Origin of the sequence: Vreelandella venusta, assembly GCF_015689495.1 — a bacterium.
Classification (GTDB): domain Bacteria; phylum Pseudomonadota; class Gammaproteobacteria; order Pseudomonadales; family Halomonadaceae; genus Vreelandella; species Vreelandella venusta.
Genome location: NZ_CP065135.1, coordinates 2,340,972 through 2,361,745, shown reverse-complemented (window position 1 = coordinate 2,361,745; position 20,774 = coordinate 2,340,972). Strand labels below are relative to the sequence as shown.

Genomic DNA, 20,774 nt, shown 5'->3' with positions numbered 1-20,774 from the left:
ATAGGGTGTATATGGAGGTAATCACGCAGTAATTACCTTGTCGATCACGCAGAATCCTCTCCATGGAGCCCGCCTAGCGGGTACGCAAATTTCCGTGGAGTCTGGAGATCGACCATGAGTCATTTCATAGATCGGCTGAATTTCTTTCGCAAGTCCCGCGAACCTTTTGCCAACGAACACGGCGAACTACGCAGCGAATCCCGCCAGTGGGAAGAGAGTTATCGTGCCCGATGGCAGCACGACAAAGTTGTACGCAGCACCCATGGGGTGAACTGTACCGGCTCCTGTAGCTGGAAGATCTACGTTAAGAACGGCTTAGTGACCTGGGAAACCCAGCAGACCGATTACCCGCGTACCCGCCCCGACCTGCCTAATCATGAACCACGTGGCTGCCCCCGTGGCGCCAGCTACTCCTGGTATCTGTACAGCGCCAACCGCCTGAAGTATCCATTAGTGCGCAAGCCGCTGCTGGCGCTATGGCGCGAAGCGCTCAAGGCTAACCCAGACCCGGTCGACGCCTGGGCGTCGATTGTTGAAGACCCCACCAAGACCAAACAGTACAAGCGTGCTCGCGGCATGGGCGGCTTCGTACGCGGTAACTGGGACGAGCTTAACGAGTTGGTCGCTGCCTCTAACGTTTACACCGCCAAGCAGTACGGCCCCGACCGGATCATTGGCTTTTCGCCGATTCCCGCCATGTCGATGGTTAGCTACGCCGCGGGTAGCCGCTACCTGTCGCTGATTGGCGGCGTCTGCATGAGCTTCTACGATTGGTACTGCGACTTGCCGCCAGCCTCACCGATGACCTGGGGCGAGCAGACTGACGTGCCTGAGTCCGCTGACTGGTACAACGCTGGTTACATTATCGCTTGGGGCTCCAACGTGCCCCAGACGCGTACCCCGGATGCCCACTTCTTTACCGAAGTTCGCTACAAGGGCACCAAGACAGTTTCGATCACCCCGGATTATGCCGAAGTTTCCAAACTCACCGACGAATGGCTGTCCGCCAAGCAGGGCACCGATGCTGCACTGGCGATGGCCATGGGCCATGTCATCCTCAAAGAGTTTCACCTTGATAACCCGAGTGCTTACTTCACTGACTATGTGCGCCGCTACACCGACATGCCGTTCCTGGTGGAATTGGAAGCGCGTGAAGATGGCAGCTTCGCACCGGGTCGCCAACTGCGAGCCAGTGATTTTGATGCCGCCCTGGGCCAGGAAAACAACCCCGAATGGAAAACCGTTGCCTGGGACGAAACCCGTGACCAGTTGGTGGTGCCGCGCGGTTCCATCGGTTTCCGCTGGGGCGAAACCGGTGACGAAGTGGGCAAGTGGAACCTGGAGTCGCTGGACGCCGCAGGCACCGAGATCAAGCCGCTACTCAGTTTGGCTAACCACCACGATAGCGTGGTGCGCGTGGCGTTCCCTTACTTCGGCGGCATTGAGCACGAGCACTTTGAGCACGTAAAAGGGGCCGGTGTCGGCGCGGCTGACGACCTGCTGTTCCACAATTTGCCCGCCAAACGTTTAAAGAGAGCCGACGGCAGCGACATGCTGGCAGTCAGCGTTTTTGATTTGATGTGTGCCAACTACGGTATCGACCGTGGCTTTGTCGGCGACGGCGAAGATGATGGCGCGACTTCGTTTGATCAGGTTCGCCCCTATACCCCGGCGTGGCAGGAGAGAATCACCGGTGTCCCAGCAGAGCAGTGCACCCGCATTGCCCGTGAATTTGCCGACAACGCCCATAAAACCAACGGCCGTAGCATGATCATCGTTGGTGCCGGTATGAACCACTGGTACCACATGGATATGAACTACCGCGGCCTGATTAACATGCTGGTCATGTGTGGTTGTATCGGTCAGAGCGGTGGCGGTTGGGCCCACTATGTTGGTCAGGAAAAACTGCGCCCACAAACCGGATGGACGCCTTTGGCCTTTGGCCTCGACTGGCAGCGCCCGCCGCGCCACATGAACTCTACTTCCTTCTTCTATAGTCACTCCTCCCAGTGGCGCTACGAGAAGCTAGAGATTAAAGAAATTCTTTCGCCGTTGGCCAAGACCGAGGATTACCCCGGCAGCCTGATCGACTTTAACGTGCGCGCTGAGCGTATGGGCTGGCTGCCGTCAGCACCTCAGCTGGACACTAACCCGCTGCGCCTAGCGAAAAAAGCCGAAGCTGCGGGCATGTCCACCGCTGACTATGCGGTGCAGCAGCTAAAGAGTGGCGAGCTGCGTTTTGCCGCGGAAGACCCGGACGCACCAGAGAACTTCCCGCGCAATATGTTCATCTGGCGCTCCAATCTGCTGGGCAGCTCCGGTAAGGGCCATGAGTACATGCTCAAGTACCTGCTGGGTACTCGCCACGGTATTCAGGGTAAAGATCTGGGCGACTTCGGCGGCCAGAAGCCCGAAGAAGTGGTATGGCGTGACGAGGCACCGGAAGGCAAGCTCGACCTGCTGGTGACGCTGGATTTCCGTATGTCCACCACCTGCCTCTACTCGGATATCGTGCTGCCTACGGCGACCTGGTATGAGAAGGACGATCTTAACACTTCTGACATGCATCCCTTTATCCATCCGCTGACCGCGGCGACTGATCCCGCTTGGGAATCACGCAGCGACTGGGATATTTACAAGGGAATTGCCAAGGCGTTTTCCAAGGTGTGTGTCGGCCACCTGGGCGAAGAGACCGACTTGGTCACGCTGCCGATGCAGCACGACTCGCCAGGAGAATTGGCTCAACCGGCGGTAATGGATTGGAAGAAGGGCGAGTGCGCGCCGATTCCCGGCAAGACCATGCCGTCGCTGATTGAGGTCAAGCGCAACTATCCCGAAACCTATGAGCGCTTCACTTCTGTTGGGCCTTTGCTTGAAAGCATCGGTAACGGCGGCAAGGGTATCGCTTGGAATACCGATACCGAAGTCGAGCTGTTGGGCAAACTCAACCATCGCAAGTTGAATGGCCCGCATAAAGGGCGCCCGTTGATCGATAGCGCTATCGATGCCGCCGAGATGATTCTCACTTTGGCACCGGAAACCAACGGCGCCGTAGCAGTAAAAGCCTGGGAGGCACTCTCCAAAATTACCGGGCGCGACCATACCCATCTGGCGAAGCCCAAGCATGAAGAAAAAATTCGCTTCCGCGATATCGTCGCTCAGCCGCGCAAGATTATCTCCAGCCCGACTTGGTCTGGCCTCGAGGATGAGCATGTCTCCTATAACGCCGGTTATACCAACGTTCACGAGCTGATTCCGTGGCGCACCGTGAGTGGTCGTCAGCAGTTCTATCAGGATCATGCCTGGATGCGCGCCTTCGGTGAAAGCCTGCTGGTCTACCGTCCGCCCATCGATACCAAAGCGTCCAAAGGCTTCACGCTGCCCGCTGACAACGGCTTCAAGAGCAAGGCGCTGAACTTCCTCACGCCGCACCAGAAGTGGGGCATCCACTCCACTTACTCGGACAACCTGCTGATGTTGACGCTCAACCGAGGCGGCCCGGTGGTGTGGCTCTCCGAGGCTGACGCGGCAGAGATCGAGATTGAGGACAACGACTGGATCGAGGTTTACAACGCCAACGGCTCGATTGCCGCGCGGGCAGTGGTCAGCCAGCGGGTCAAGGCGGGCATGGTAATGATGTACCACGCCCAGGAGCGCAACGTGAACGTCCCTGGTTCTGAGGTCACCGGCACGCGAGGCGGTATTCACAACTCGGTCACCCGTGTCTGCCCCAAGCCAACCCACATGATCGGCGGCTACGCGCAGCTCTCCTACAGTTTTAATTATTACGGCACCGTCGGCTCAAACCGCGATGAGTTCGTGCTAGTGCGCAAGATGAAACACGTTGACTGGCTGGATGGTGAAGGCAAGGACAGTGTTCAGGAGAACGTGGCTCTTAAGAACAGTGCTCAGGAGGCCGTGAAATGAAAATTCGTTCCCAGGTAGGCATGGTTCTCAACCTTGATAAGTGTATCGGTTGCCACACCTGTTCGGTGACCTGCAAAAATGTCTGGACCAGCCGCGAAGGTATGGAGTACGCCTGGTTCAACAATGTTGAGACCAAGCCCGGTATCGGCTATCCCAAAGAGTGGGAGAACCAGGCCAAGTGGAAGGGCGGTTGGATGCGCCGTAACGACGGTCGGATTGAGCCGCGTATTGGTGGCAAATGGCGGGTGCTGGCGAATATCTTCGCCAACCCCGACTTGCCCGAGATGGATGACTACTATGAGCCGTTCACTTTCGACTACCAACACCTGCATACCGCTAAGATCGGCGAGCACCAGCCGGTGGCGCGTCCGCGCTCGCTGATTTCCGGTCAGCGTATGAAAAAGATCGAATGGGGCCCGAACTGGGAAGAGATTCTTGGCACCGAGTTCGCCAAGCGGCGTAAAGACGCCAACTTTGTCAAGAACTTTGACAAGGTGCAGGCAGATATTTACGGCCAGTTCGAAAACACCTTCATGATGTATCTGCCGCGCCTGTGCGAGCACTGTTTGAACCCCACCTGTGTGGCGTCCTGCCCCAGCGGTGCGATTTACAAGCGGGAAGAGGACGGCATCGTTCTAATCGACCAGGACAAGTGCCGCGGCTGGCGGATGTGTATCTCCGGCTGCCCCTATAAGAAGATCTACTACAACTGGAAAAGCGGTAAGTCCGAGAAGTGTATCTTCTGCTACCCGCGTATCGAGGCCGGTCAGCCGACCATCTGCTCCGAGACCTGTGTGGGCCGCATTCGCTATCTCGGCGTGCTGCTGTATGACGCTGATCGTATCGAGGAAGTGGCAAGCTCCCCGGATGAGCGTGACCTCTACCACCGCCAGTGCGAGATTTTCCTCGACCCACATGATCCGGAAGTAATTGCCCAGGCCAAGCGGGATGGCATTCAGGATAACGTCATCAAGGCCGCCCAGGCCTCACCGGTCTACAAGATGGCTATCGACTGGGGGTTGGCGCTGCCGCTGCACCCGGAATACCGCACGCTGCCGATGGTGTGGTACGTGCCGCCGCTGTCGCCGATTCAGTCCGCCGCTGAGGCGGGGCATGTGGAGTTTGACGGCATCCTGCCCAAGATCGAATCACTGCGTATTCCGGTGAAGTACCTGGCTAACCTGTTGACCGCAGGCGAAGAGGAGCCCGTGGTATTGGCGCTCAAGCGCTTAATGGCGATGCGTGTCTACATGCGCGGCAAGCACGTGGATGGTGCCCCCAACGCCGAGGTGCTCGATGCCGTTGGGCTGAGCGTGGCCCAAGTAGAGGAGATGTACCGCTACTTGGCCATTGCCAACTACGAGGATCGTTTTGTGATCCCCACCAGCCACCGGGAAATGGCCACCGAAGCCTTCCCTGAGCGCGGAGGATGCGGCTTTACCTTTGGTGACGGTTGCCACGGTGAGAGCCAGCCCAACCTGTTCAATGGCCGTAAGCAGACCAGCGTGTTGGTGGAACCGGTAGAGGTCTTCGACCCGCAGCCACAACTTGAGGAGTCTCGTCATGACTGAAGCCGCTACCCAATCGCCGACCCCGGTAGAGCCATCTTTTGAGCCGCCACAGGGGATGCGTAGCCTACGCGTATTGGCCCGTCTGCTCGATTACCCGACCCAGGAACTGCAGGATGCCAGCGGCGAACTCATCGAAATCCTTCATGCCGAGCGCCGCCTGGGGGCGGCTCTCAAATCGTCGCTAATGGGATGGTGTCAGCGCCTCCAAGAGGGCGACCTGCTTGAGCTGCAGGCCGAGTACGTCGCCATGTTCGATAAGGGGCGCGCTACCTCGCTGCTGCTATTTGAGCACGTTCACGGTGAATCACGTGACCGTGGCCAGGCCATGGTGGATCTCATGGCCGAGTACAGCGCGGCCGGTTTCGAGCTGGATGCCCGGGAACTGCCCGATCATCTACCGGTGTTTCTTGAGTACCTTTCGCTGTGCGATGAAGCCGAGATTGGCCGCTGGCTGGGCGAAATACGCCATATTCTGGCGCTGCTGACCGCGCGGCTGGAGGAGCGGGAAGCAGATCACGCGTTGGTGCCGTTGTCACTATTGGCGTTAATCGGCGCCGAGGGAGATGTCGAGGAGCATCGGCCCCAGGTCAAAAAAGAAGCGCCGGACAACACCCCCGAAGCCTTGGACGCCGTATGGGAAGAAGAGGCGGTGCGTTTTTCGGCAACCTCTGACGAAGACTGCGCGCTGCAGTCTGCTGAAGGGCGTCGCTTGGCTGAGCGCAAACACACCGTTCAGAGCCAGCCGGTACGCATTATGCCTGCTCCGTCTTTAAATGCTTCTTCCGCTCCTTCCGTCGATCGTTAACAGGAGAATCACCATGTATGACGCGATTGCGCACTACTTAACCCACCTGATCTACGGTTACTACCCCTATCTCGCGGGCACGGTGTTTCTGCTTGGCAGCCTGCTCCGCTTTGATCATGGTCAGTACACCTGGAAGACCGGTTCTAGCCAGATGCTCTCTTCAAAGCATATGCGCCTGGGCAGCAACCTATTTCATATCGGTATTATCGTGATTTTCTTCGGCCATCTGGTGGGCATGCTGACACCGCACTGGGTTTATGAACCGTTCCTGCACGCCGGTACTAAACAGCTAGTGGCTATCGTGGTGGGCGGTATTGCCGGTGCCATGTGCGTGGTAGGTGGCGCCATGTTGCTTTATCGGCGTCTGGCCAACCCGCGCGTAAAGGCGTCGTCGAGCATGATGGATACCTTGATCCTGGGCTTGATTGTCTTACAGGCGTGCCTGGGTATGGTGACTATCATCTTCTCGTTGGGCCATATGGACGGCGAGATGATGCTGACACTCTCCAGCTGGGCGCAGTCGATTGTGTTCTTCAGCGGCGGCGCGGCGGATTACATGCAGGAAGTGTCGTGGATCTACAAACTGCATATCTTTATCGGCTTAACCATCATCCTGCTGTTCCCGTTTTCGCGCTTGGTGCATGTGTGGAGCGCGCCGTTTGGTTATGTAACCCGGCGTTATCAGCTTGTCCGCCGCCGCGGCTAAAAACTGGCTACTGCTCGGCCATACGTTGTTGGAGATCGGCTCGTGTGCGAGTTCAATCAAAATGCTCATTTACAAACTCGTAAACTCCACTTTTTCTCCGATCTCCGCCTAGTCTGGCCTTCGCACGCTCGGTTTTATATAGAGGAGAAATAATATGCAGATGATTGATATCGAACAGCTACCTGGGGGCGTTGCGGCACCTCTGGTACGTGTCGGTGACACCCCTATTGATGAAGCAACGATTGCGTTGGAGATGCAGTATCACCCCGCCGAAACGGCGGAGGAGGCTCAGCTTCAAGCCGCCCGTGCGTTGGTGGTTCGAGAGCTGCTTCGCCAGCGCGCTAGCGTCCTGGGGCTACTATCGACACAGGACGCTAGCGGAGAACAGGAAATTAGCGAAGTGCAGGAAGATGCGGCGATTGCTGCTTTGCTTGAACAGGAGCTTGAGGTGCCGGAACCGGAGGAAGCCGATTGCCAGCGATTTTTTGACACCCACCGTGAGCGCTTCAGTGAACCGGTGCAGTTACGCGTTCGACATATTCTGCTCGCGGCCGCACCCGATGATTCCCAGGGTCGCGACGACGCTTACCAGCTTGGTGAGAAGCTACTCGCACAGCTTAATCAGATACCCGAGCGGTTTGCCGAATTTGCTCGACACCACTCCGCGTGCCCTTCAAAAGAGCTGGATGGTGATTTGGGTTGGTTAGTGTCGGGGCAAACCGTTCCAGAGCTGGATCGCGCTTTGCAGCACCTGCCTGCAGGTCTCCATGAGCGCCCCTTGGCGTCCCGCTATGGCTGGCACGTGATCAGTATTGACCAACGAAAAGAAGGCCGGGCTTTACCTTTCGATCAAGTGATTGACCGGGTGCGCCATAGTTTGCGGGAACAGGCAACTCGACGAGCGCTGCGTCACTATTTGCTGGCGTTAGAGAGCGAAATAGGTGTCGAAGGGATTGTGCTGAATGACGATGCTGGCGGCAGCTTGATGCAATAGTTTGATGCAATAGCTTGAAGCAATAGAAAAGCTAATAGGAGAGGCTTGATGTCCCATGTTCCTGTAGATGCTCTTTTCATTCCGCTTGGCATCGCGGTGTTAACCGTTTCCGATACGCGTGGATTCGATCAAGATGGCAGCGGTGACTTACTCGCCGCGCATCTTATTGAAAGCGGCCATAACCTAATGGAGCGGCGCATCGTGCCTGATGATATTTATCAGGTTCGCGCTGTGGTGTCGGAATGGATTGCGCGTAAAGAGATTCAGACGATCCTGGTGAATGGCGGTACGGGCTTCACTGCTCGCGATACCACACCTGAGGCGCTAGTTCCTCTTTTTGACAAAGCAATTGAGGGGTATGGCGAGCTGTTTCGCTACTACTCTCTGCAAACGATTGGCACGTCGACTATTCAATCTCGGGCGGTAGCGGGGGTTGCCAACCAGACACTGTTGTTTGCGATGCCCGGTTCGCCCAAGGCATGTGAATTGGCGTGGGACAAAATCATCTCATTGCAGCTGGACTCCCGCACTCGGCCCTGCAACTTTGTCGCCATGGTGTTGCCTTCTGCGCCTGCTTGTAGTGGACGTCAAGTAGAAACGACCTCTCATGTTTCGGAGTGCTTATGAACTGTCGCTGCGCAGACATAGTCACGCCCGGGTTGTTAGGCTTATTTGATGCACGCCAACGAGTTATCGACGCAGCCACGCCGATTAATGGCGTAGAAAATGTCTCCCTTGAACAGTCGGCGGGGCGAGTGCTGGCAGAAACGGTAGTGGCACCTATCGATATGCCAGGTGTGGACAATAGCGCTATGGATGGTTACGCGCTGTGTCTGGCTGATTACCAGGCGACACCTCGCGGTGCCGGCCTGCCCATTCTCCAGCGCGTGCCGGCTGGCGCAGGTGTCATGCTGCTAGCCGAAGGGGGCTGCGCGCGTATTTTTACCGGCGCGCCGGTACCCATAGGGGCGGATATTGTGGTGCCTCAAGAGCGGGTAACCCTTGATCAGCGCGGGCATATACACCTCGATGGTAGCTTGGTGCTAGGCGCTAATATTCGCCGTCAAGGCGAGGAGACCCGCATGGGAACCCCGCTACTCGCTGCGGGTAAGTTTCTTGATGCAGCGTCGATTGCGCTGCTGGCAAGCCACGGGATCAATATCGTTGCCGTCAAGCGGCGCCTACGGGTGGCATTGCTCTCAACCGGCGATGAGCTGATTGCTCCAGGCACGGTGCGATCTCCGGGACAGGTATACGACAGCAATAGCGCCATGCTTAACGTACTGCTCGCACAAGCGCAGTGCGATGTAGTGGATCTAGGTGTCATCGCTGATTCGCCGCAGTCATTGCACCAGGCCTTTGAGCACGCACAAACCATTGCAGATGTGGTGATATGCACCGGTGGCGTTTCGGTAGGCGAGGAGGATCACGTTCGTCCGGTGATCGAGCAGCGCGGTGGGCTACATTTTCATGGTGTTGCGATGAAACCCGGAAAGCCTTTTGCATTCGGCTATCTAGGTGCGGAGCCTTCCACTGGCACACCGTTGATGGCGCTGCCGGGTAATCCTGTGGCCTCCCTGGTGGGCTGGCAACTGCTGGCGCTGCCGTTTATTCATGCTATGCAGGGACGACACTTAGCTTCGCTACAGTGTTTTCCAGTCAAGGCAGGCTTCTCTCAGCGTGGCCCCAAAGGGCGCTGCGAGCTATTACGGGTCGTGTTGGATTGGTCACAGGGGAGTCCCGTGGCGCAGTTAGCGGGCGGGCAGGGCTCGCATATGCTTGGTTCGGCTAGCCAAGCTGATGGTTATTTAATGATTAACCCCGAAATCGATGTGGCAGAAGGGGAGGCGTATCACTACTACCCCATCAATCAGTTCGCCGCTTGAATCACTTTTCAGTCGTGACCACTGACCTCGTTAGCTTTTTATAGGAGAGGGTATGTCTTCACATCACAAACCCCGCGCACTGATTTATGCTTGTTCCGGCTGCTCTGATGTTGCGCAACTTGCTAATAGTGTTGCTCTGCGACTTGATCATGCTGGCGAGGCAGAAATGTCGTGCATTGCCGGTGTCGGTGGTGGTGTGCCCGGCCTGGTGCGCATTGCCCGCTCTGGGCGGCCTATCGTAGCCATTGATGGGTGCCAGATGCACTGTGCCAGCCACTGTCTCGCCAACGCGGATGTGGTACCCACAGAGCACGTAAAGCTATATGAAAACGGCCTGCGCAAGCGGCGGGGTCAGTTTTATGATGAGCAAACAATCATCGAAGTGACCGCTGAGGTAAAAGGACTCATTGCTCGGCTGTCCGTTAATGCCAGTTCCCAAGGGGAGCCCGTAGAATGAGTGTGCTTGTCGATGGATTAGGCCGTACGGTGCGTTACCTGCGTATATCGGTAACGGATCGTTGTGACTTTCGCTGTGTGTATTGCATGGCCGAGGAGATGACTTTCCTGCCTCGAGCCCAATTGCTAACCCTTGAGGAAATAGCCACCCTTTCGCAGGCATTCGTCGAGCTGGGCGTGGAAAAAATCCGTCTAACTGGCGGTGAGCCGCTGGTACGCCAGGGCGTGCTAACGTTAGTGCAAAAACTCGCTGAATTGGAGGGCCTGCGCGAGCTAGCGATGACCACCAACGGTTCAGGGCTGGTCAAACATGCCGCTGCTTTGCGGCAAGGCGGGCTACATCGGCTCAATATTAGCCTGGACTCGCTCAAGCCCGAGCGTTTTAAAGCATTAACTCGAACAGGTGACTTAAACCAAGTGATCGCGGGTATCCGTGCTGCACGTCGCGCCGGTTTTCAGTCGATTAAGCTCAACGCCGTATTGCTTAAGGGGCGTAATGACGACGAAATTATCGACTTGGTGAACTTTGCCCGGGATGAACAAGTGGATATTAGCTTTATTGAGGAAATGCCCCTGGGCGCTATCAGCGAGCATAACCGTGGTGAAACCTTTATTTCTACCGATGCGGTACGCGAGACCATCGAAAACCATTACCCACTCCTACCTACCACCGAGACCACCCTAGGGCCGTCCCGTTATTATCGCATGGCAGACAGCCAGTCGCGGATTGGCTTTATCTCTCCCCATAGCCACAATTTCTGTGCTGCCTGTAATCGTGTTCGAGTGACGGCGGAAGGGCGGCTACTCCTCTGCTTGGGCAATGAGCACTCGGTAGATTTACGCGCCGTCATGCGACGTTATCCGGGGGAGATCCAGCGCCTAAAAGTAGCCATTGTGGGGGCGATGACGAAAAAGCCTGAGCGGCACCACTTTACGACCGATGGCGAGGTTCAGGTAGTGAGGTTTATGAATGTAACGGGAGGCTAATGTTACTGTTTTTTAATAACGGAACTTTATTACTATAGTGAGCGATCATTTTATTTTATGTCATTAATAAGTGGAAACGACAAATTTCTGCTGTCGCTGCCAAGTTTTTGACATAAATTCCAACCAAAATCATATATCTACGGTTTTTTCGTGACATGACCTATTTCTGAAGTAATTCTAAGAAATGGGGTGTCAGGTATAGTCGCAAGCTTCGTCACGCTATGTAAAAAACTTCTCTATCTTTTCTGGTGCTTAACGCTAAAACGTGTGGATCGCTGAGTCGTCGCTGACAGTTTCATTGGAACCATTGGTTTGCCCTTAAGGCTTAAATAAAAATAGTAATGCACCAACTGCCTTGGCACCTTGCAGGTGTGTAGAATGTTGAGAGTGATTTCTACTATCGATCGTGGAGCTGCCTTGGACAGGTTCGAAGAAATGCGCATTTTTGCTTCCGTGGCGCAGTTGGAAAGCTTTTCGGTCGCCGCGCGCCAGCTTGAGTTGTCACCTCCTAGGGTTACTCGAGCGGTCGCAGCACTAGAGTCGCGTTTGGGCGTTGCGTTATTACAGCGTACTACGCGACAGGTGCGCGTGACCGAGGCGGGGCGTCGTTATCTGGAAGATGCTCAACAGGTACTTGCGCAACTTTCTGAGGCCGAAGCCTCAGCTACCGGCAGCTATCTCACTCCACGTGGGCTTTTAAGCGTAACTGCGCCTGTGCTGTTCGGCGAGTACTTCGTTACGCCGCAGATCGTTAACTACTTAGCACAATACCCTGACGTGCAGGTTCGCGCCGAGCTGATTGATCGGCCGGTTAACTTGCAGGAAGAGGGCATCGATGTGGCGGTGCGAATCGGGCATGTGCCCAAGGAGTGCCAGCACTTAATCGTGCCTGTCGGCGAAGTGCGGCAGGTAGTCTGTGCCAGCCCGGAATGGTTAGTAAAGCACGGCGAGCCGCAGCACCCGCATGAGTTGGAGGCGCTGCCCACGGTGGTGGCTGAAGGCAGCCATTTCGGCAACCATTGGTGGTTTGAGGAGAACGGTAAACGTATTGAAGTTTCGCCATCGCCGCGGCTGCGCATCAGCGCCATTCACGCGGCGTTAACGGCGGTTGAGGCGGGTGCTGGACTTACTCGGCTGTTGTCCTATCAGGCGGCTGCCAGCGAAGCGGAAGGCAGAGTACGGCGCGTGTTAACGCGCTTTGAGCCACCAGCCATTCCCATTAATATTTGGGTAACAGCGGGTCGTGGCCGCGCCGCCAGTGTACGTACTTTCGTTGATTTGCTTGCCGAGCGGCTACGTGCCGACCCAGCGCTTGGCTATCGTGACTGACCATGGCGTTCTCCCCACAATCACCACTGCATTTTGAGGCATTAATGGCGCTGTCTGCTGTTGCCAAACACGGCAGTGTTCAGGCCGCAACTGACGCGAGTGGCTTCTCGGCACCTAAGCTTCACCGCTTGCTTCGTGCGCAGGAGCAGCGTCTGGGGGTTGCTTTAGTCATTAGCTCAACTCAAGGCAGTTCATTGACGCCAGCGGGCGAGCGATTGAACGCACATGCCGACGCGCTGATTCACGCCGTTGCCGACGCTGAAGCCAACGCCCGCCAGGAGCACCTTGAACTCAGCGGCACGTTACGTTTGCAGGCGCCCCAGGCGTTAATAGAACCACTACTATTGCCGTTGGTGTTGAGGGTGCAAGCGGCACATCCAGCGTTAAAGGTATACCTGCAAGCTGATGAGTATCACCACCTGGTAGACGCGGCGGCTCCGATCCACATCCGTCTAATGCGGGGATCTCTTCCTGAAACGGTGTACGTCAGATCACTAGGCGACTTACGCACTGGCCTGTTTGCCAGCTCCTGTTATCTGAATAAAGCAGGGCGGCCTGATAGCCTGCAAGCCTTGGCTCGCCACGCGCTCATTCACTGTCCGGAAGAGGGGCAGGCACCGATTTGGCGGTTGGCCGAAGGCCACACCCTCCGCTTTCAGCCCAGACTAAGTATTAGCACCAGTACCGCGGCGCTGCGGGCGGCCATTGAGGGAGCTGGCATCGTACGCTGCTATCACTTAGAAGCGCGTCATGCTTGCGCACAGGGTCTGCTTGAGCCTGTCCTCGGCCCCCTTTGGCCAGCGGCTGATTCTCTGGCGTTAACCTACGCTCTTGGCCTGCGGGCTCCCGCCAGCGTTATGGCTTTTTTGGAGCTAGCGACCCCCTGGTTGCGGGCACAGTTGTTAGATTGATTATTTCATTTCACGCAATTTTCTATTGATTGAAATCATTATTCTTGCCGCTCCTGTTTTGGCTCAGGATAGGTGATGTCGCTTCCTACACTGAAGCTCACCTGTTCTTAAAGATGCTAATTAAGGAGCCAAGCATGTCTAACGCTATTAAGGTCTATCGTCACGCACTTTCCGGTCACTGCCACCGCATCGAATTAATGCTTTCGCTGCTCGGGTTGCCTGCCACCTTTATCGATGTCGATCTCGTAGCAGGCGAGCATAAGGCAGCGCCTTTCTTAAATCTGAACGCCTTCGCCCAGGTACCGGTGCTCGATGACCAAGGCGTCATTCTGTCGGATTCCAATGCCATTTTGGTCTATCTCGAACGGCGCTATGGTTCTGGTCGCTGGCTGCCGAATGACCCGTTGAAACAAGCTCAAGTGCAGCGCTGGTTATCCGTGGCGGCTGGGCCGTTGGCAAATTCGGCCATGAAGGCTCGCTTGGTCACCGTCTTTAATGCCCCGTTCGACCCTGCACCACTGATTGCCGATGCGCATGAGCTATTTGCAATTGTTGATGCGCATTTGTCACAGCAGCCCTTCCTGGCGAGCGACCAAGCCACTCTGGCTGAGGTTTCTCTTTACAGTTACATCGCTCACGCGCCGGAAGGCAATGTATCGCTGGAACCTTACCCGCATATTCGCGCCTGGCTTCAGCGTATCGAAGCGCTGGAAGGTTTCGTGCCAATGGGCGTTACCAAGGTAGGGCTACTTAACTAAGTCAGGCTAACTAGCTAAGACAGACTAACTAGCTAAGACAGACTAACTAGCTAAGCCAGCCTAAACAGCATCTCAGCACGGAGCGGGTTATCTTCCCGTCAGGAGTCGAGAGTGAGTAATCTCGAAACTAATAGCCCATGGCATGCGGGCGAGCTCACCCTACAGCGCTTAATCGGGGCGGAGCAACAAATGGCAGAGATTGGCAGCAAAGTGATGCGGCCCTTCTTAACGCCACAGCTTCAGCACTTCTTTCCTCAGTTGCCGTTTGTGGCGGCAGCAGCGGTGGATGCTGAGGGCTGGCCTTGGGTGACTCTATTGGAGGGGGCGCCGGGGTTTGTTGGTGCGTCTGATGAAGGCCGGCTCGAGTTAAACGTAGCGCCGCCTTCGGGGGATCCCCTTGCACCCTTGCTTAGCAGCGGTGCAAGCCTTGGACTACTGGGTATCGAGCTACACACGCGCCGCCGTAACCGGGTAAACGGCTTATTGCGGGGCTCAAACGGCCAATGGCATCTTGAGGTAACCCACGCCTTTGGCAATTGCCCCCAGTACATCCATGACTGGTCAGCAATGCAGCCGGTGTTGCCTCAGCCGGGCACCGTGCTTGCCATGCGCGACTCGACTCTCGATCAGTTACCTGAGCTGGTGCTGGCGCATATTGATCGGGCACTCACGGCTTTCGTAGGCAGCTACGCGCATACCGAGCAGGGCCTTCAGGTAGATGCTTCCCATCGTGGTGGTCGAGCGGGCTTCATTCGTCGTCGGGGGGCTGATCTGATCCTGCCAGACTTTTCGGGCAACCGCTTCTTCAACACGCTGGGTAATGTATTGGCCAGCGGTCGTGCTGCCTTGGTAATACCTGATTTCGTCAGTGGAGATATGCTGCACCTCTCCGGCGAGGCACGGTTGGTGGATGAGGAAGCAGCGGGGGCGCATTACCCCGGTGCTGAGCGTTACTGGTGCTTGACGCCGAGACATATCGTATGGCGGCCGGGCATCATGCGCTGGCGCAGCCATGCCAGTGAAGTAGCCGTTGAAGCGAGCGCTCTTGGGCCTTGGCAGATGCTTGCCCCTTCCTCTCTGCAGCGCGTTCAGGTGGTGGATGTGGTATGCGAAACGCCTCAGATTCGTTCTTTTTATTTACAGGGCGAAGCGTTGGCACCCTTTAGCGCGGGGCAATTCATTTCGCTGCATGTACCGTACTTAGATGGAACCCCGCTAGTGCGCAGCTATACGCTATCAGGCAGTAGCGGCCAAGCAAGCTATCGCATCAGTGTCAAGGCAGACGGTGAAGGCTCGCGTTACTTACATAAAGCGCTAAAGGTGGGATCGGAGCTAGCCGTCAGTCAACCAATGGGGGCGTTTACTGCGGTGGTCAGCGGCTCGAAGCGCGCCCATTGGGTGCTGCTGGGTGGTGGTATCGGTATTACGCCTTTAATCAGCCTAGCCCATGAGTTAACCGATGCAGGTCGTGGTCCGGTGACGTTGGTTCAGAGCGTGCGCGAGGTTGCTGAGGCTCCTTTCGGCGAGGAACTGCTCGACCTACAGGCGCGAGGACTACATTTGCGGCGTCACGTGACGGGGTCAGATGCTGCCCCTAATGGCTGGGTTCCAGGCCGGGTTTCACTGCAACAGGTTGTTGCTGATCACGAGTTGTCGACGTTGCAGTTGTATCTTTGTGGCCCAGCCACTTTTGTTCAGCGCTACCATCAGGAGGCGCTAGAGCTTGGGTTTTTGACCGAACAGATCTATACGGAAGCATTCGGCCCTTCGGCGCTAACGCAGGCATATGCAGCGCCTGTCGCCGAACAGCCAATAGACGTTAGCTTTACCCATCAACGTGTGGTTGCCCAATGGCAGCCTGGCGAAAGCCTGTTAGAAACCGCTGAGAAAGCAGGACTACAACCCACCTATGCGTGCCGCAGCGGTAGCTGTGAAGAGTGCGCGTGCACATTGAAAGCGGGTGAAGTGACCTACCCGGAGGGCGTATCAGCACCCAAGGAGAAAGTTCTATTATGCAGTGCCCGTCCAGCGGCGCGCTCGGGGAAGCTTGTGATTGACACCATGCGCTGACCACGCTTGTTGGTTTTGATCCTACCTATCTGGATCAAACGAGATTGCTGCTGTCGTGAAAAGTCATGAAAAGGCCACTCGTGCAAAATTAACGCGTGACCCATCATAGTCTTGCCAGCATCTTAAGACTGGACATCATGAGCCTTAGCGTTGGGGTTAGGGGTAGGGCGGCGGCGATAGCCATGCAACATGCTTGCGATCAAATTATCGCTTTGCTTGATGCTTTCTACCACGGCACCCAATACATGCAGTGGTACTAGAAAAAGAATCGCGTTGGCCATGAACTCGTGGGTTTCTTCAACCCAGTCCACCCCCCAGAAACGATCGGTTTCTTCCATCATATAGCCCGTAAGTCCCAGACCGAGTATTAGCCCAAGCAGCACCAGCATCATGATGGCACCCAACGGTGTGTGGGTAATGCTGGTTTGCTCTATCTTACTGTGCCGACCGCGCAGCGCGCATTGAAGTCGGCTCATGGTAGGCCAAAAGCTACGCCATCGCGCGCTCCAGGGACCGATAAACCCCCAAAGGATGCGCACGGCGATTAATGCCACCAAGGCATAACCGATCCATTGATGTATATCGCTCCCTTCTTCGGTTAGCCATAGGTTGACGGCTATGCCAGCTACTAAAGCCCAATGTACTAACCTGACTAGCGGGTCCCAAACACGGATAAGGGTATTATCGGCCATGGTAACCTCCTGATTAGTCTTCGACTTCCTGCTTTACGATGCTGGCATCTACGGGGTTGAAATAGATCTCTACCCGGCGTTCCTGTTCGTCCCAACCGTATATCTCATAGCAGTTTCCGTCTGTGACATTAAATTCTTTGATTTCGTAACCCATTTCGCTGATACGCTCTTCCATATCAGCTTGACTGATCCATTCGTCACTTGGGGCATCAGTACAATGAGTCTCGGCCAGTACAGCCGTGCTAGCAGTCAGTAGCAATGCCGATGTTATAATCTTAGTGATGTGAGTTCGCATAAGTAATATCTCTTTTCAATGAGGAGTGACTGTGCAAGACATATTTGTCGATTGGCACATGGATCATCTTAAATGAGCCAACTTATGGCAGGCTTAAAAAAAGATAAGCAGCAAAAAAACTGTTTATTGAGAACGTTTCTTTGGCACCGGATTGGCAGATAAGTGAATAGTTAACGCAATATGGCTTCATTCCAACAAGCGTTAAGCGAGCACTGCTAATCACATTTCCTGTGCTGGCAGCATAGGCCTGTGCTCCAGGCTGCCTCGGCTTTTGGTCCCATTGATCCTGCAGCGAAGTCGTATTGGCTTGAATCCTGGGACGTTACTTTGTCGAGGGCGTTCTGGGTAGGTTTTACTTAGCCTAGGAAGACGGCTGATACGGCGGTGGTGATAACTAAAAAATCCGCCTGTAATTCATATGCAAGTAGGCTACCGCATAGGTTCTTATCGATCTCAGCCTCAACATCTTACAGGTCTTTAGTATCCTTGCAGCATTCCACGGGTATGCGTCCGGCCTCAGCGGCGATGATCAAAGTGCTATGTATGCTCCAGCAACCAGCGAATTTCTTGCACACCGAGTACCCGTACTGGCTGTGGAGACGCCATGGTTTGTGCGGCTAAAGCGTAAGCGCTCGAAACGATTAGTTTGATGAATATAAACAACAGAATTAGTGGAAGTAAGATCGCGATGTGTGAATTCTGTTGAGAGCTTATAAACTGTGGCAACGGCGAGGAGAAAAATAGAATCGCCTTGGGGTTGCTGAGCCCAACCATAAACGATTGTCGCCAAAGCGCAGGCATGTTTTGTCATGTTGTTAGCTGGCTGCTAGCAAGTATTCGATGAGTATCGCCACGCTTAGAATTATGTCTCTTGAAGATAATTAAATTAGTAATCAGGTATGTCTGATATTACTCAGCTTTATTAGCCAATATGGCCGGCTGATTGTTATCAATCTATCATCAGCTTGTTTTGTTATCGATAAGGTTAAGCTGATCAATAGTGTTCTTTTAATTGGGAAGCTCCTCTACAATTTATGTCGGTACTCAGATAAATAATAAAAACTGTGTTCGCATACTTAAAAGGTAATCGGGCTTGTGTAAACAAGCTAGAGATTGCTTCCCGGTGACACTGACAAGGCAGATGCTTTATGCAAGCTATCGCGATCACCACATTCCCGCTGTTGGTGCCTTTAGGCTATTGGCTAGGATTGGCGGTTGCTTTTATATGGGGATACCTTGCTTGGAGAAAAACACACAATTGGCACTGTATAGCCTATACGAGTGGGCGTAGTGACCACCTTTTATTAGTGTTGATCGTCGGGCTGGGTGTGGTCGATACCCTAATTGGTATGTGGCATGACAGCTTGAGTCAGGCGCTTCCATTGGCAGGAGCCGCTTGGCTAGCGGCGCTGGTTGTGTTGATGATTGGTGCTGTTAAGCCACGGCCAGCAGCCTGGTGGGCGGGGTTGGCGTTAAGCGGGATGGGGGCTGGTGGATGGGCTGCGTGGCAAAAATTTGGGGTTGGGTTGACCCGAGCGACAGGACATCCACCGTTACACTCCATTTTTTTCGGTAATTTTGCGTTATTGAGTGCGCTGTTATGCCTGGCTGGGTTGGGCTGGGCTTGGCATCAGAGAAAGTCACGTTTGGGTTGGTTTTTGCTGTTACTGGGGGGCGCCGCAGGAGGCGTAATGGCATCGGCACTGTCCGGCACGCGAGGAGGGTGGTTAGCCCTGCCATTCGCAATGGGGGTGTTTTACTACAGTTATGCGCACCAGTGGCGAGCAACATGGCGCTGGATAGGAATCAGCAGCGTAATTGTAGTATTGGCGGTGGCCTACGCCATCCCGCAAAGCGGAGTGGAAAGGCGAGTGAATAAGGCGATAGCTGATGTGCACCACTATATTGACGGAACGGATGTTGGCTCTATCGGGGCGCGCCTGGAAATGTATCGCGGCGCCTTGTGGTTAATACGCGAACATCCTTTCGTAGGCTACGGACATGAAGGCTATCAACCCGCAATGCAAGCACTAGAAGTTGAAGGAGTATTAAGCCCGAAATTGGGTAGTTACTGGCATGCGCATAATGATCTGCTGGATGCTTGGGCGAGGCGAGGGCTGTTTGGCATGTTAGTAGTACTGGGACTTTATCTTGTCCCTTTATGGCATTTTCTACCCGGTTTGCGCAGTGAAAATCCGCTGTGTAAGTCCTTTTCTGTCGCTGGGGTACTGTTGACAGTCGCCTTTATATGCTTTGGTTTGAGCTACTCTTTTTTCGCTTACCCAGCAGGTATAGCCGTATATGCAAGCTGGCAGGCTTTCTTATGGGTTCAGATTCCAGAGGAGCTTCCGCAGAAGAGTCGCTTTGGATACGCTAATTAATGCCATGGCGGTAACAATAGCGATACCCCATGGCTATGATGACTATCATCTTGGTATCGAATACAGGGTCGGTTTGCTATCGGGTTTGTGCATTTAAGCACGCTATTTTAATACTCGACATCACGCTTCTTGTTAAGGAAATAAGTAGCTTATGTTCAAGCATATTTTGGTGGTTTGTACAGGTAACATTTGCCGTAGCCCTGTCGCTGAAGCAATCCTCAGGCAGCAGCTCCCTAACTGCCAAATCAGTTCAGCTGGTTTAGGTGCCTTGCAAGGTGAGCCCGTATCATCGTTTGCGCAGCAACTGGCTGAATCGGATGGTCTGGAGGTTACTCACCACCGTGCACGCCAGCTGACAGTGCCAATGATTCAAGAAGCCGACCTTATTTTAGTGATGACGGAAGGCCAACGCCGTGCTCTAGGTGAGCAAGCACCACATGCGTTGGGTAAGACGCTATTGCTTGGTCGCTGGCTGAATGACGGTGAAGGACAAGATATCCCTGATCCGTATAGAAAGACGCTAGATGTCTTTGAGCATGTGCATACGCTGTTAAAGGATGCGAGCTTTTTGTGGGTAGACAAGCTCCCCAAAACGTTACGTTGATGCCGGCCATATTGAGTAGGGCCCCTGGTAAGCAGGCCCCTAAGCTTCGCTAGGAGGCCTTCTATATTTCTCCCTCTGAAGCTTTTCCATCCAAACTGTTTCGCTAGGTTTTAGCTATGCAGCGAGCAGTTATTAATCTCTAAATTGTTTTCTAATTAAGAGTTTGTGCACATAAAAGCCCACTCTAAGTTAATCCTATGTTTGTAACGGTAATGTTACATGGCAAGCTGATTTCAAAATATCACCTGTTTCCCATATATAAGTATTGTAAAAATCTAATGACAATATTGTTGATATATTATAATTTTATTTAAGCTATTGATTTTAAAAAATAGTTATTTGAAAAAATGCCATTTCTCCCTTTCTCTCTGCCTTAGCAGCCTAGAAATTTTGCTGTTTTTA

Annotated in this window: 18 protein-coding genes; 15 read left to right on the top strand and 3 right to left on the bottom strand. The window is 54.5% G+C overall.

Annotation, left to right across the window (positions count from 1 at the left end):
* Window positions 1–114 precede the first annotated feature (114 nt).
* From IR195_RS11405 to IR195_RS11345, 13 genes are all read left to right on the top strand, one after another.
* Window positions 115–3,927: a nitrate reductase subunit alpha gene (locus IR195_RS11405; protein WP_206047580.1), complete on the top strand. Its 3,813-nt coding sequence runs from the start codon at window positions 115–117 to the stop codon at window positions 3,925–3,927.
* Complete coding sequence (gene narH, locus IR195_RS11400) at window positions 3,924–5,498, top strand: nitrate reductase subunit beta (RefSeq protein ID WP_206047579.1); 1,575 nt, start codon at window positions 3,924–3,926, stop codon at window positions 5,496–5,498. The genes IR195_RS11405 and narH overlap by 4 nt, the downstream gene beginning before the upstream one ends.
* A complete protein-coding gene (gene narJ, locus IR195_RS11395) occupies window positions 5,491–6,303 on the top strand; it encodes a nitrate reductase molybdenum cofactor assembly chaperone (protein ID WP_125748531.1) in 813 nt (270 codons plus the stop codon). The genes narH and narJ overlap by 8 nt, the downstream gene beginning before the upstream one ends.
* Window positions 6,304–6,316: 13 nt before the next feature.
* Complete coding sequence (gene narI, locus IR195_RS11390; protein ID WP_206047578.1) at window positions 6,317–7,009, top strand: respiratory nitrate reductase subunit gamma; 693 nt, start codon at window positions 6,317–6,319, stop codon at window positions 7,007–7,009.
* A gap of 154 nt (window positions 7,010–7,163) precedes the next feature.
* Window positions 7,164–8,003: a peptidylprolyl isomerase gene (locus IR195_RS11385; RefSeq protein WP_206047577.1), complete on the top strand. Its 840-nt coding sequence runs from the start codon at window positions 7,164–7,166 to the stop codon at window positions 8,001–8,003.
* Between the two features lie 48 nt (window positions 8,004–8,051).
* Complete coding sequence (moaB, locus tag IR195_RS11380) at window positions 8,052–8,630, top strand: molybdenum cofactor biosynthesis protein B (protein WP_125748521.1); 579 nt, start codon at window positions 8,052–8,054, stop codon at window positions 8,628–8,630.
* On the top strand, window positions 8,627–9,889 hold the full coding sequence (locus tag IR195_RS11375; protein WP_206047576.1) for a molybdopterin molybdotransferase MoeA: 1,263 nt from the start codon (window positions 8,627–8,629) through the stop codon (window positions 9,887–9,889). Before moaB ends, IR195_RS11375 begins: the two co-directional genes overlap by 4 nt.
* A 52-nt stretch (window positions 9,890–9,941) precedes the next feature.
* Window positions 9,942–10,346 carry a putative zinc-binding protein gene (locus IR195_RS11370; RefSeq protein ID WP_206047575.1) on the top strand — a complete coding sequence of 135 codons (405 nt, stop codon included), beginning with the start codon at window positions 9,942–9,944 and terminating at the stop codon, window positions 10,344–10,346.
* Window positions 10,343–11,332, top strand: coding sequence for a GTP 3',8-cyclase MoaA (gene moaA / locus IR195_RS11365; protein WP_206047574.1), 990 nt, complete (start codon window positions 10,343–10,345; stop codon window positions 11,330–11,332). Before IR195_RS11370 ends, moaA begins: the two co-directional genes overlap by 4 nt.
* A gap of 378 nt (window positions 11,333–11,710) precedes the next feature.
* Window positions 11,711–12,661 carry a LysR substrate-binding domain-containing protein gene (locus IR195_RS11360; protein ID WP_240645066.1) on the top strand — a complete coding sequence of 317 codons (951 nt, stop codon included), beginning with the start codon at window positions 11,711–11,713 and terminating at the stop codon, window positions 12,659–12,661.
* 2 nt (window positions 12,662–12,663) lie between these two features.
* Window positions 12,664–13,572, top strand: coding sequence for a LysR family transcriptional regulator (locus IR195_RS11355; RefSeq protein ID WP_146943623.1), 909 nt, complete (start codon window positions 12,664–12,666; stop codon window positions 13,570–13,572).
* Window positions 13,573–13,706: 134 nt separating this feature from the next.
* Window positions 13,707–14,330 carry a glutathione S-transferase family protein gene (locus IR195_RS11350; protein ID WP_206047573.1) on the top strand — a complete coding sequence of 208 codons (624 nt, stop codon included), beginning with the start codon at window positions 13,707–13,709 and terminating at the stop codon, window positions 14,328–14,330.
* Window positions 14,331–14,441: 111 nt separating this feature from the next.
* Entirely contained in the window at window positions 14,442–16,400 is a 1,959-nt protein-coding gene (locus IR195_RS11345) for a 2Fe-2S iron-sulfur cluster-binding protein (RefSeq protein ID WP_206047572.1), read from the top strand.
* 122 nt (window positions 16,401–16,522) lie between these two features.
* Here IR195_RS11345 and IR195_RS11340 read toward each other — a convergent pair whose 3' ends face one another.
* The 3 genes from IR195_RS11340 to IR195_RS11330 all read right to left on the bottom strand — a co-directional run bounded on the left by IR195_RS11340 (window position 16,523) and on the right by IR195_RS11330 (window position 18,161).
* Window positions 16,523–17,092 (bottom strand): cytochrome b/b6 domain-containing protein, encoded by a 570-nt coding sequence (locus tag IR195_RS11340; protein WP_125748500.1) that lies wholly within the window; start codon window positions 17,090–17,092, stop codon window positions 16,523–16,525.
* Between the two features lie 13 nt (window positions 17,093–17,105).
* Entirely contained in the window at window positions 17,106–17,387 is a 282-nt protein-coding gene (locus IR195_RS11335) for a PepSY domain-containing protein (protein WP_206047571.1), read from the bottom strand.
* Window positions 17,388–17,924: 537 nt separating this feature from the next.
* Window positions 17,925–18,161: a LysE family transporter gene (locus IR195_RS11330; RefSeq protein ID WP_241006839.1), complete on the bottom strand. Its 237-nt coding sequence runs from the start codon at window positions 18,159–18,161 to the stop codon at window positions 17,925–17,927.
* A 374-nt stretch (window positions 18,162–18,535) separates the two neighbouring features.
* Here IR195_RS11330 and IR195_RS11325 point away from each other — a divergent pair, with 374 nt between their 5' ends.
* Both IR195_RS11325 and IR195_RS11320 read left to right on the top strand, forming a co-directional pair.
* Window positions 18,536–19,768, top strand: a complete 1,233-nt coding sequence (locus IR195_RS11325; RefSeq protein ID WP_206047569.1) for an O-antigen ligase family protein — start codon at window positions 18,536–18,538, stop codon at window positions 19,766–19,768.
* Window positions 19,769–19,919: 151 nt separating this feature from the next.
* Window positions 19,920–20,372 carry a low molecular weight protein-tyrosine-phosphatase gene (locus IR195_RS11320; protein ID WP_125748490.1) on the top strand — a complete coding sequence of 151 codons (453 nt, stop codon included), beginning with the start codon at window positions 19,920–19,922 and terminating at the stop codon, window positions 20,370–20,372.
* Window positions 20,373–20,774: the final 402 nt, after the last annotated feature.